Here is a 12,073-nt window from a genome sequence, read left to right on the forward strand (position 1 = left end):
AATTTTTAATTGAGTACTTATTTATGACACATGTGACAGCACAAACAATAAAACTAGACCCTAAAAATAGTTCAAACCTTGATGCTAAAGCGAATGCTAGTTTTGGCGCCGCTTTTGAAAGCGAGCTTAATAATGATGTCGCTGGTTTACATAGTACTTTAAATCATAAAGGCGTTAATTTTGTGGCGCGTAAAGCTAAAGCGCCTACACGCCATGTTTCCTTAGCGCAAGAGTCATTTCCAGGTGAACTTGCGTCTCTTCGAGCACAATTAGCTGAGCAAACTTCTCCACAATTCAATCAAAATATTACTCAAAAAAATCAATTAGCGGATCAACTTATTGACGTTATGCCAACAGGTTTAGTTATGCTTGATGGTAACGGTATTGTTGTCAGAATCAATAAAGTCGCTAGCCACTTACTTGATGAGCCTATTTTAGGGCAGCCTTGGTTTGAAGTGATTGCTCGATCATTTAATCCCAGAGAGGATGACTGGCACGAAATATCATTAAAAGATGGTCGTCGCGTTAAATTAGAAATTAGCAGTTTAGGTGCTCAACCTGGGCAGTTAATTATGATCACAGACTTAACTCAAACACGCTTGCTACAAGATAAAATAGGGCAAATGCAGCGTCTTTCTTCATTAGGGCGCATGGTGTCAACACTCGCACATCAAATTAGAACCCCATTATCTGCGGCCATTCTATATGGTGCTAATTTAAAAAATAGCCAACTGCCAGAGGCGTCCCGTTTAAGCTTTCAAGAAAAGTTAAATGCTCGTTTATATGATTTAGAACAACAAGTTAATGACATGCTGTTATTTTCTAAAAGCGGCACTGAGCAAGTTGTGGCGCCGGTAGTGGTAAATGACCTCATTAATAGTTCAGTGCAATCAATGGATGCCTTATTAACTAAAGCTAAAGCACAAGTTAATTTACAACTTTCAACGGAAGAACATACCATTTTAGGTAATAAAAGTGCATTAACAGGTGCAATACAAAATTTATTACACAACGCCTTAAAAGCTGCAGTGCTAACACAACAAACCGTGATTAACATTCAAGTTTATAGCCAAGAAAATAATATTTATTTGAGCGTTAAGGATAATGGTCCGGGGATTGATGTACCGAATAAAGACAAAATTTTCGAACCTTTCTATACCTCAAGTAGTCAAGGTACAGGGTTAGGGCTTGCTGTTGTTAAATCAGTAGTTAATGCCCATCAAGGTGATGTGAAGCTTATTAGTAAAGCAGGTGAAGGAGCGCATTTTGTTATTCGCTTACCATTAATGCTTACGACACAGACTAAATCAAACACATCGCCAGAACATCATGTAGGAGAGCACTAATGACCATGCATAAAGTACTTGTTGTTGAAGATGATGCAGGCTTACGCGAAGCGTTAGTTGATACCTTATCTTTAGGAGGGTATGTTTGCGTTGAAGCAGATTCAGGTGAAAATGCATTATTATTATTAAAAAATCATGCTATTGATATCGTGATCAGTGATGTACAAATGGGGGGGATGTCTGGTTTATCTTTACTCAAAAGTATTAAAGCGCAGCAACCTAACTTACCGGTATTATTAATGACAGCATACGGTACCATTGATGATGCTGTACAAGCTATGCAAGATGGAGCATGTAATTATATTGCCAAACCATTTGCACCTGAAGTATTACTAAATATGGTAAGTCAGTACATTCCGCCAGTCGTTATTAATAAATGTATGCCAGTAGTCGCTGATAAACGTTCGTTAGAGTTATTATCACTGGCGAAAAAAGTAGCAACAACAGAGGCCTCTGTGATGATTTTAGGGCCAAGTGGCTCTGGTAAAGAAGTGTTAGCGCAGTACGTGCATTATAGCTCTAAGCGTAATGACCAACCTTTTGTTGCCATTAATTGTGCTGCCATTCCTGAAAATATGCTTGAAGCGACTCTTTTTGGTTATGAAAAAGGGGCATTTACTGGTGCTATACAGGCTTGTCCTGGTAAGTTTGAACAAGCGCAAGGTGGCACTATTTTACTCGATGAAATAACAGAAATGGATTTAGGTTTACAAGCTAAAATTTTACGGGTATTACAAGAGCGAGAAGTAGAGCGCTTAGGTGGCAGAAAAACGATTAGTTTAAATGTGCGTATTATTGCCACCAGCAACCGTAACTTAAAAGATGCCGTAAAAGAGGGCGTTTTTAGAGAAGACTTATATTATCGCTTGAATGTTTTTCCATTAACATGGTTACCACTAGCTGAGCGTGTTGATGATATTTTAGTACTAGCACAGCATTTAGTTGCACGCCATTGCCAAGAGTCAGGGCAAGTTATTGCTGAGTTTTCAGCCGCAGCGCGTAGTAAACTAAACGCTTATCATTGGCCTGGTAATGTTCGAGAGTTAGATAATGTTGTGCAGCGTGCGCTCATTTTACAAAGTGATAATGTTATTGACGCCAGTGACTTACTAATTGAAAACTTTGAAACAGCAAGCGTGAGCGATGTTGAAAAAGCTATTGTCTCAGACGATAAGCTAGGCAGTGAACTTAAATTGCAAGAACATCAAATAATTTTAGACACACTACTCGCCTGTCACGGCAGTCGTAAAGACGTTGCTGAACGACTAGGTATTAGCCCCCGAACATTACGTTATAAAATTGCTAAAATGCGCGAGTCGGGCATTGAAATACCCGCGTAGTTTTAGTGTTGGTTAACTTTTTTATAGCGCCTTTATTGGCGCTATTTTTATCGGCGTTATTTTATCGCTAACTCAACACTCATGTTGTTACCTTCACGAATAAACGATCGTAGCACTTCACGTATTATTAGCTGCATGCTACTTTGATGACGCTAATTCCTCTTTCTTTAGTGCGTTCGATTAGTCTTTATCTTGTTGTTTTTGTTTGACAATATCTGATTGTAAAATACATTTCCTTGTTGGCATTATGCTTGCATTTTCACTAAGTAATCGCCATTGCAGCGAATAATTGACACAAGTGAGAAACCTATGGATATCAAAAGCAACTCTTTATATAACCAAATGCAAAGTATGTCATTACAGGCTATGGGTAATAAACTTCCTGTAGCGAATGGCGACTCTATTGGTGTAGGTAACGTAGGGCAGCCGAACCAATCAACCAGTAATTTTGGCAATATGCTCACTGATGCTCTAAAAAATGTTAATGATTTACAAAAAGATGCTGGCGCAAAGAAAATGGCTTTTGAAATGGGTGATAGCAATGTCACATTAGCGCAAGTGATGGTTGCCTCTTCTAAGTCAGGTATCGCATTAGATGCCACAGTACAAATACGAAATAAGTTTGTTGAAGCTTATAAAGAAATTATGAGTATGCCTGTTTAAAGTGTAACTACTTTATAGACCTACTAAGTCTCAAGTTATTCATCAATCAACAATATAACTTAGACGTAAATAATAAGTCCTCCGGAGAAGCGAAGTGTCCGATACCAATGCGATAGTAGCAACAGATAATAGTAACGATATGCTTGCTAATGAAAATGACAATAATGGCATGGAAGAGCAAAAATCAGGCTTTTCTGCTGCTATTGGTAATGTTGACTTTATGCGTCAAGTTACTTTAGTTGTTGCCTTAACTATTTGTTTAGCTATTGCTATTTTTGTGATTATTTTGGCGAATGAGCCAGAGTATCGCTCACTTGCTAAACTACCGACCGAACAGCTTATCAAAACCATGGATTTTCTTGACGCCAATGAAGTGGAATACCGTCAAGAAAATAACACTCTTTCAGTACCAACAGACCAATATCAAGATATTAAATTATTACTAGCGCGTGAAGGGCTAACTAAAGAGCCTTCTCAAGGTGAAGATATATTAATGAAAGATATGGGCTTTGGTGTTAGCCAACGTCTTGAGCGTGAACGATTAAAGTTTGGTCGAGAGCAGCAACTAGCAAAAACCATTGAACAATTACAAAGTGTTAGCCGAGCAAGAGTATTACTTGCTATCCCTCGTGAAAATGTTTTTGCTCGCCGTGAGAAAAACCCTTCAGCAACGGCAGTATTAACACTACAACGTGGTCGTTTATTATCAGAAGAAGAAGTTGACTCTGTGGTTGATATTATTGCCTCAGCAGTACAAGGGTTAAATCCTAATCGAGTTACCGTTACTGATCAAAATGGCCGTTTACTAAACTCAGGATCACAAGATACAACGTCTTCACGTTCACGCAAAGAGTTTGAAATAGAGCAAAAACGAGAGCAAGAATACAACGACAAAATAGATAGCATTCTTATTCCTGTGGTTGGTTTAGGTAACTACACCGCGCAAGTGGATGTAACCATGGACTTTACCAATGTTGAAGAAACCCAACGTCGTTACAATCCAGACTTACCTGCGCTACGTAGCGAAATGAAAGTTGAAACCAGTAATATCGGCGGTACCGTTGGTGGTATCCCTGGTGCATTAACAAATCAACCACCACTTGAATCAAATATTCCAGAAGATGCTGTTGGTGGACAACAAAAAACGATGCCAAGCCGTAAGCATTCAGAATCAACTAAAAATTATGAGCTAGATGAAGCTATTAGTCATACAAAACAGCAAACAGGCGTTGTAAGAAGAGTGAGTGTTTCTGTTGCTTTAGATTATGTTGCTGGTGCAGCTTCTACCCCGGTTGAGGGGGAACCAAGCGTTGCAGGACAAGCGGTACCAAGATCAGTCGCTGAAATTGCCAGTATTCGTCGATTACTTCAAGGCAGTATCGGGTTTGATTTACAACGTGGCGATGTTTTAGAGGTCGTAACTATTCCATTTAATCGTCCTGACTTAGGTCCTGCGGTAGAACTACCTATTTGGCAGCAACCTTGGTTTGTTAAAGTATTAAAATTAGTGTTAGGTGCGTTGGTGATTATTGTTCTAATCTTAGCGGTAGTACGCCCAATGTTGAAACGCTTAATTTATCCTGACCAAACACCACAAGATTACGGTGATAAATCACTAGATAGCCACATTGATCTTGGTGATGAGACTATGGACATGTTAACGTCAGACTTCGATGCTGGAGCGGTTGGTTTTGCGCCAGATGGTAGTCTACAGTTACCTGACTTACATCGAGATGAAGATATTTTAAAAGCGGTTCGTGCGCTAGTAGCAAATGAGCCAGAGTTATCATCGCAAGTAGTTAAAAGTTGGTTGAACGAAGATGAGTGATGAATCCCAAGAAATGACAGCGTCAAGTGGTGGCTTTGACGTTGATAAGCTGGAAGGCGCTGAAAAAGCTGCAATCTTATTACTGAGTTTATCGGAAGAAGACGCTGCACAAATTTTAAAACACCTTGAGCCAAAACAGGTACAGCAAGTTGGTACTGTAATGGCTGCAATGGAAGATTTTACGCAAGAAAAAATAACCGCTGTTCATAAGTTATTTATTCAAGAAATTCAAAACTTCTCTACCATTGGCTTCCAAAGTGAAGAGTTTGTACGTCGCGCATTAACTGCTGCCTTAGGTGAAGATAAAGCTGGTAACTTAATTGACCAAATAGTGATGGGTGGTGGCGCTAAAGGCCTTGATTCATTGAAATGGATGGACTCAAAGCAAGTAGCCAATATTATTCGTAACGAACATCCTCAAATTCAAACCATTGTTTTATCCTATTTAGAGCCAGAGCAATCAGCGGAAATTGTTGGACAGTTTACTGAAAAAGTACGTTTAGATTTAATGATGCGTATTGCCAATTTAGAAGAAGTACAACCTGCAGCATTACAAGAATTGAATGAAATTATGGAAAAACAGTTTGCTGGTCAAGCGGGTGCACAAGCTGCGAAAATGGGTGGTTTGAAAGCAGCAGCAGACATTATGAACTATTTAGATACCAACGTAGAAGGTATGCTAATGGACTCAATTCGTGAAAATGATGAAGAAATGAGTCAACAAATTCAAGACTTAATGTTCGTCTTTGAAAACTTAGCGGATGTTGATGACAGAGGCATGCAAGCTATTTTACGTGAAGTACAACAAGAAGCCTTAATGAAAGCGATTAAAGGTACAGATGAAGCCTTAAAAGAGAAAATTTTAAGTAATATGTCTAAACGTGCGGCTGAAATGTTAGCTGATGATTTAGAGGCTATGGGACCTGTACGCATCAGTGAAGTAGAAGCGGCACAAAAAGAGATCCTTTCTATTGCGCGACGTTTATCTGACGCAGGTGAAATTATGCTTGGTGGTGGTGGTGGTGGTGACGAGTTCTTATAAAGTCACGTATCACTTCCTTAGCATAGTAAAATACAAAGCATTTAAATAGCGCAATAAGGTAACTAATATGACAGAAGCAGGTAAGTCTCCTGTAAGGGTAATTAAAGCGGCACAACACGAAAGCTCAGATGTGTGGCCGTTACCTGATGTGCAAGCTAACGAAAGCTTAGAAGAGACTGAAAAAACCAATGCCCTTGGTAAAAAAAAGGGCTGGGTTTTTGAGCCTCCTGAAGAACCAGCATCAGAGCCTGAACCTTTAACGGTGGAAGAAATTGATGAAATACGCCAAGCAGCGTATGAAGAGGGCTTTAATCAAGGTAAAGAAGAAGGTTTTGCTGTTGGTGTTGAAGAAGGTAAAGCACAAGGATTAGAAGAAGGCACAGCACAAGGTATTGAAGAAGGAACCGCACAAGGTTTAGAGACTGGTAAAGAAACTATTGAACAGCTTGCTCAAAATTGGCAAAACCTTGTTGAACAACTTCATCAGCCATTAGCCACCGTGGATAAAAATGTCGAAGAGCAACTGCTAAATTTAGTGGTGCAGCTAACCGAAGCTGTAGTGTTGCAAGAAGCTAAAACCCACCCTGACATTTTAATGGCGGCTATTTCTACGGGCATTAAAAGTTTACCTAGCCATGATGCACAAACACAAATTTATTTACATCCTGATGATATTAAAATTGTTGAGGCGCAATTTGGCGTTGAGCATATTAATGAAAGTGGCTGGCGTTTATTACCTGCACCACAGTTATCTCAAGGTAGTTGCCAAATAGAAAACAGCACATCGAATATTGATCTGCAAGTTAAAACACGTTTAAAACAAGTGCTGGAACCTTTCTTGCAAGACGCTATTCATCAAGAATAAACGTCAATAATTACGCTGTTCACACTTTAGCGTAATCGCCGAAAAGGTAATAAAACAATATGGTTGATAGTGTTCGTCTAACTGAGCGACTTAAAAAAAGCCAAACCTTCATAACCCCTTTTAAACAACCTGTTGCTGGGCGCTTAGTACGTGTGGTTGGTCTAACTTTAGAAGCGGTAGGTGTAAAAGCGCATATTGGCAGTCAATGCATTGTTGAAACGGCACATGGTGATTTACTCGCTGAAGTTATTGGCTTTTCACAAGAAATTACCTTTCTCATGCCCGAAGAGAGTTTACGTGGTGTATTACCAGGAGCTCGAGTACTACCTGTTAGCAATAAAATGAAACTTCCGTTGTCAATGGCATTGTTAGGTCGTGTTATTAATGGCGTTGGCAGCCCTATTGATGGTAAAGGACCAATTAAAGTCACCGAAGACTATCACCTTGATCAAACACCCATTAATCCATTATCTCGCCGTGCAATTACCGAAGTACTCGATGTTGGCGTACGGTCTATTAATAGTTTTATTAGTGTTGGCAAAGGGCAACGTATGGGACTTTTTGCCGGCTCAGGTGTTGGTAAAAGTGTTTTGATGGGAATGATGACACGTGGTACCACCGCCGATGTTGTTGTGGTTGGGCTAGTAGGTGAGCGTGGGCGTGAAGTAAAAGAGTTTATTGAAGAAATTTTAGGTGAGCAAGGGCGTGAACGTGCGGTAGTTGTTGCTGCACCAGCAGATAACTCACCTTTAATGCGTTTAAAAGGTTGTGAAACTGCAGTACAAATTAGTGAGTACTTTCGTGATCAAGGTTTAAATGTTTTATTATTATTAGACTCGTTAACACGATATGCGCAAGCCCAAAGGGAAATAGCGCTGGCCGTAGGTGAGCCGCCTGCAACAAAAGGTTATCCACCATCAGTTTTTTCTAAATTACCCCAACTGGTTGAGCGAGCAGGTAATGGCGGGGAAGGGCAAGGCTCTATTACCGCCTTTTATACCGTGTTAACAGAAGGGGATGATTTACAAGACCCTATTGCTGATGCATCTCGCGCTATTCTTGATGGCCATGTCGTTTTATCACGAGAGCTTGCCGATTCAGGACATTACCCTGCTGTTGATATTGAAGGCTCTATCTCTCGTGTTATGCCAATGGTTACTAGCAAAGAACATCAAACTTTAGCGCGACAATTAAAACAAATTTATTCACTGTACCAGCAAAACAAAGATCTCATTTCTATTGGCGCTTATACCAAAGGCAACGACCCTCGTATCGATCAAGCCATTAATGTTCAACCAGTAATTAACTTTTTCTTACAACAGCAAATTGATGAAGTGATCCCTTATGAGCAGAGTATAAGCCAGTTACAAGAAATTATAGCGGCGGCGAATGCTAGTGCTAATCAGCAGCAACATGCTAACGGCTAAGGCAGAGTAAAAAATGGCTAAAACACAATTAGATACGTTATTAAAGTATGAACAAGAAAAAGTTGACCGCTGTGCGGAGCAACTAAAAATTGCTGAAAATGAATATCAACAAAATATCACACGTTTGCAAGGTGTTGCCGATTATCGTTTAGAGTACATGAAACGCTTAAGTCAACGCGCTGAGCAAGGTTTAGATAGTGCTACTTACAGTCATTATCATGCGTTTATTGCTAAGCTAGATCAAGCCTCGTCACAGGTTGAAATTGCTATGCATCAAGCTAAGGCATTGGCAGAGCAGAGTAAAAGTTTGTGGTTAAAGCAACGGCAAAAGCTTAAAGCAGTACAATCATTGCAAGAGCAGCGTATGAAAAAATTAAACCTAGCAGAGCAAAAGCGTGAGCAAAAAATGTTTGATGAAATAGCCACACAACAGCTTATTCGCCGAAACATACGTTAGTTAATAAGATAATTCACCTTTTTAAAGCGCTGTGTTATTACTGGAATATTTCTTGCTTTATATTATTTAAGCGTTTTTGTAAGCAACCGACTTGCGTTAATTTAGTAGACATAACATGCCTGCCTAATGACGATAAGTTTATTTATTACTATGTACCTTAGCCTAGCGGATATACTATGCAGCAAGTAAATACTTTAGCAATAATGTCACCTCAAGATACTGAATCTACTCATAAAAATTCATCTGTCGTGAAAAACAGTAATGATAGCGACTTTTCTACATTCGTAGATAAGCATTTAGATAAAAAATCAGTTGAAGGCAAAGAAAAGTCAGAAAAAACAGGTAAATCTGATGACGAAAGATCATCGGGCAAGGTTGATAATGGCCACGCTATTGCCGCTGACGGCAATGCTGAGAAAGCAGTGAATAATGAGGTAACACAGGGCTCTGTTAGTGAGGATGATGATATTGAGTCGTTACCTGAAACAGACACCGCGGGGGAGGGGCAAGTCGGAAAAACTCAAAAGAATGACCCATTAGCACAAAGCGAACAATTTTTTTCATTACTGTATCAAAGTGATAATGCGTTAACGAACAACCAAGTTAAAACAAAAGTAACTACTAATGCCGACGTTAATATTACAACTCCTTCTACCGCCTCAACTGATGAAGCTGTAGGGGCAGATAAAGATCAAATAGTAAATTATCAAGCAAGTACGGAGCATAAACTAAAAGCTTTTATTAATCAGAATACTGATGTGCAAAGCATTGCTAACAATAGTAGTACAACAACAGCCAACTTGATGAGTTACCAGCAAGCTGTTTCAGTTAATAAGTTAGCAGGCGAAAATGATAAAGCATTACCTCTGTCTGAGAATATAAGTGAGTTACTCGAAGAGCATGAGCAAGACGTAGCATTTAATGCTAATCGTTTTGTTACCGGTAAAGCTCAGCCTGAAGATACTAAACCAACATTGGGTTCACAGGTTCCTGTAACGCCAACTAATACAGCAAAAGATGCTCCGTTAATCACCAGTCCTGCTAATGAACCTGTTAGCAAAAACATTGAAGCAATGCAGCTATCTTCAAAAGAGGTTACTAGTGATAGTGAGTTAGCCTTAAAATCGCAGCAAACGAGCTCACTAATTACTGAAAATACGAGTAAAATTTTAAATGGTAAAGCTGTGGGAACTCAATTTGAGGAAAGTACTCAGAATAAAGAGTTGGTAAGTAGCAAGGTGGCTGAAGCCATTAAGCAAGAGCTAAACGGTCAACCTCAAAATCAAGTTCAGAGCCAAGTTAAAAATAATGCTAATCAAGTAGAGCCCAAAAGCCAACAAACCAAACAGAGCACGATTAATAGTAACCTTGCTGAAACATTAAAGACACAAAATCAAATTGCTGCACAAGAGAGTGAAGAGAATAGTGCCGCAGATGATCTTAATGTAGAAAAGCAAGCAGTAGAAGCCGAGTTGATGTTAACAGGAAAAGGAAGTGAACCTGTTGTTGCTAAATCAGAAGGAAGTCAAGTTGCCAACCCACAAGTTCGTTCGATAAATGATAGTGCGAGCCATGTCACACAAATCAGACACGAAAGCCAAGCGTATAATGCACATGAAAGCGCAATGAAAATGGATCAAAGTGTGACGAGTGAAGTAATACAAACTCAAAAACACAATGTTCAGTTACAGCAAGAAACTATTGCCATTTTCAGAAAAGATTTTGCTGAGGCGGTGAAAGATAAAGTGATGCTAGTTATTTCTCAAAAATTACAGCAGTTTGACATTACTTTAGACCCGCCAGAGTTCGGTAATATGCAGGTACGAGTTAACCTACAGGGTGAACAAGCCTCGGTAAATTTTGTTGTACAAAATCAACAAGCCAAAGATGCTTTAGAGCAAAATATGCATAAGTTAAAGGATATGTTAGCTGAGCAAGGTGTTGATGTTGGTGGTGCAGATGTTCAGCAGCAAAATAAAAATCAGGCTGATTCAGACGACAATGCTAGCCAAGGAGCCTCACACTCAAACTCAACAGGAAAAGAGCAAGAAGATCATAGTGAGCACATTTTATCAGCTGCCTTGGTTAATTCTTCTGCAAGTGGCGTAGATTACTATGTTTAATCAACTAAAATAGAGTTAACTTGATGAAAACACATTGGATCAAACGCTTTTCAAGGATATAGTTATTAGTAAATATGTATTATTTAACCTGAACTCGGTTTAAGAGATATTTAACAAATTGAAATATCAGTAAAAATTACTTTTATGAACCTCTAGCTTGATAGTTTTTCTTCTTTTCATATGATAAGCAAGGCAAATTTCGCGTCAATAGCTGGCCTATTGCAAGTAAATTTAACGAAGAAGTTAGGAAAAATAGCTGCTAGAGAAACATTTGTTAAGCCGAGATCAGGTTATTTAATAATGACATAAATTTTTGCAGTATCAATAATTAGGTAAGGGCGAGTAATGGCAGACGATAAAGATGGTGAATTAGAGTTAGAAGGCTCAGGAAAAAGCAAAAAATTAATAATTATTATTGTAGCTGTCGTTGTGCTTTTAGCTGGCGCTGGCGCGGGTTATTTTTTCTTTATGGGAGACGATAAACCTGCTAGTGATGCACAAATGAGCTCAGCACTTGACAGTGAAACTCCTGAAGGTGAAAGTGCGCCTGAAGAAAGTAGCTCAGCACAAGTGGGAACTGCTTTATATGTGCCGATGCCAAGACCTTTTAGATTCAATGTTCCTGGTGCTGCTCGCGATCGCTTTGTTGAAATAAGGGTGCAGCTACTTGTTCGAGGTGGTGAGCACGAAGAAAGTGCCAAAATGCATATCCCTTTAATTGAAAGTACCTTACTAGGGGTCTTCTCACAAAGTAATGCAGAAGATCTTGCAACAAGTGCTGGTAAAGTGTCATTAAAGCAGAAGTCGCTAGCAGCGGTGCAAAAAGTCATGACAGAGTTAGAAGGCAACAAAACGGTAGAAAAAGTATTATTCACTGGCTTTGTGATGCAGTAACGTATTAATTAGCTAGTTTTTATTTTACTACTCAAAGAATAAATTAAAAATAACTGAAGAATTCATTTACCTTAATAAAAAGAGAATA

10 protein-coding genes are annotated in these 12,073 nt (G+C 39.1%); all 10 read left to right on the plus strand.

Translation table 11 applies throughout. The annotated features are described in order from the left end of the window. Positions 1 to 23 precede the first annotated feature (23 nt). On the plus strand, positions 24 to 1,346 hold the full coding sequence (locus ABD005_RS07135) for a sensor histidine kinase (protein WP_343816625.1): 1,323 nt from the start codon (positions 24 to 26) through the stop codon (positions 1,344 to 1,346). Further along, entirely contained in the window at positions 1,346 to 2,686 is a 1,341-nt protein-coding gene (locus tag ABD005_RS07140) for a sigma-54-dependent transcriptional regulator (protein ID WP_252738836.1), read from the plus strand. Before ABD005_RS07135 ends, ABD005_RS07140 begins: the two co-directional genes overlap by 1 nt. Before the next feature lie 309 nt (positions 2,687 to 2,995). After that, positions 2,996 to 3,349 carry a flagellar hook-basal body complex protein FliE gene (fliE, locus tag ABD005_RS07145; RefSeq protein ID WP_215979549.1) on the plus strand — a complete coding sequence of 118 codons (354 nt, stop codon included), beginning with the start codon at positions 2,996 to 2,998 and terminating at the stop codon, positions 3,347 to 3,349. A 139-nt stretch (positions 3,350 to 3,488) separates the two neighbouring features. Continuing rightward, positions 3,489 to 5,177: a flagellar basal-body MS-ring/collar protein FliF gene (gene fliF / locus ABD005_RS07150; protein WP_215979568.1), complete on the plus strand. Its 1,689-nt coding sequence runs from the start codon at positions 3,489 to 3,491 to the stop codon at positions 5,175 to 5,177. Further along, positions 5,170 to 6,219, plus strand: coding sequence for a flagellar motor switch protein FliG (gene fliG / locus ABD005_RS07155; RefSeq protein ID WP_215979548.1), 1,050 nt, complete (start codon positions 5,170 to 5,172; stop codon positions 6,217 to 6,219). The genes fliF and fliG overlap by 8 nt, the downstream gene beginning before the upstream one ends. 67 nt (positions 6,220 to 6,286) lie before the next feature. Further along, a complete protein-coding gene (gene fliH, locus ABD005_RS07160; protein ID WP_343816626.1) occupies positions 6,287 to 7,084 on the plus strand; it encodes a flagellar assembly protein FliH in 798 nt (265 codons plus the stop codon). Between the two features lie 59 nt (positions 7,085 to 7,143). After that, the gene (gene fliI / locus ABD005_RS07165; protein ID WP_343816627.1) at positions 7,144 to 8,511 is read left to right on the plus strand and encodes a flagellar protein export ATPase FliI; all 1,368 of its coding nucleotides are present in this window, start codon (positions 7,144 to 7,146) and stop codon (positions 8,509 to 8,511) included. Positions 8,512 to 8,524: 13 nt separating this feature from the next. Continuing rightward, positions 8,525 to 8,968, plus strand: coding sequence for a flagellar export protein FliJ (gene fliJ / locus ABD005_RS07170; protein WP_343816629.1), 444 nt, complete (start codon positions 8,525 to 8,527; stop codon positions 8,966 to 8,968). Positions 8,969 to 9,144: 176 nt separating this feature from the next. Beyond that, positions 9,145 to 11,091 (plus strand): flagellar hook-length control protein FliK, encoded by a 1,947-nt coding sequence (locus tag ABD005_RS07175; RefSeq protein ID WP_343816631.1) that lies wholly within the window; start codon positions 9,145 to 9,147, stop codon positions 11,089 to 11,091. Positions 11,092 to 11,436: 345 nt separating this feature from the next. Further along, positions 11,437 to 11,985, plus strand: a complete 549-nt coding sequence (fliL, locus tag ABD005_RS07180) for a flagellar basal body-associated protein FliL (RefSeq protein ID WP_215979816.1) — start codon at positions 11,437 to 11,439, stop codon at positions 11,983 to 11,985. The last annotated feature ends 88 nt before the right edge of the window (positions 11,986 to 12,073 follow it).

It is taken from the genome of Colwellia asteriadis, from assembly GCF_039523295.1.
Taxonomy (GTDB): Bacteria; Pseudomonadota; Gammaproteobacteria; order Enterobacterales; family Alteromonadaceae; genus Colwellia; species Colwellia asteriadis.

Bases quoted from the DNA above. Each gene is read 5' to 3' on its own strand.
- ABD005_RS07135 (WP_343816625.1), top strand. From the start codon at position 24: ATGACACATGTGACAGCACAAACAATAAAACTAGACCCTAAAAATAGT.
- ABD005_RS07140 (WP_252738836.1), top strand. From the start codon at position 1,346: ATGACCATGCATAAAGTACTTGTTGTTGAAGATGATGCAGGCTTACGC.
- fliE (WP_215979549.1), top strand. From the start codon at position 2,996: ATGGATATCAAAAGCAACTCTTTATATAACCAAATGCAAAGTATGTCA.
- fliF (WP_215979568.1), top strand. From the start codon at position 3,489: ATGCTTGCTAATGAAAATGACAATAATGGCATGGAAGAGCAAAAATCA.
- fliG (WP_215979548.1), top strand. From the start codon at position 5,170: ATGAGTGATGAATCCCAAGAAATGACAGCGTCAAGTGGTGGCTTTGAC.
- fliH (WP_343816626.1), top strand. From the start codon at position 6,287: ATGACAGAAGCAGGTAAGTCTCCTGTAAGGGTAATTAAAGCGGCACAA.
- fliI (WP_343816627.1), top strand. From the start codon at position 7,144: ATGGTTGATAGTGTTCGTCTAACTGAGCGACTTAAAAAAAGCCAAACC.
- fliJ (WP_343816629.1), top strand. From the start codon at position 8,525: ATGGCTAAAACACAATTAGATACGTTATTAAAGTATGAACAAGAAAAA.
- ABD005_RS07175 (WP_343816631.1), top strand. From the start codon at position 9,145: ATGCAGCAAGTAAATACTTTAGCAATAATGTCACCTCAAGATACTGAA.
- fliL (WP_215979816.1), top strand. From the start codon at position 11,437: ATGGCAGACGATAAAGATGGTGAATTAGAGTTAGAAGGCTCAGGAAAA.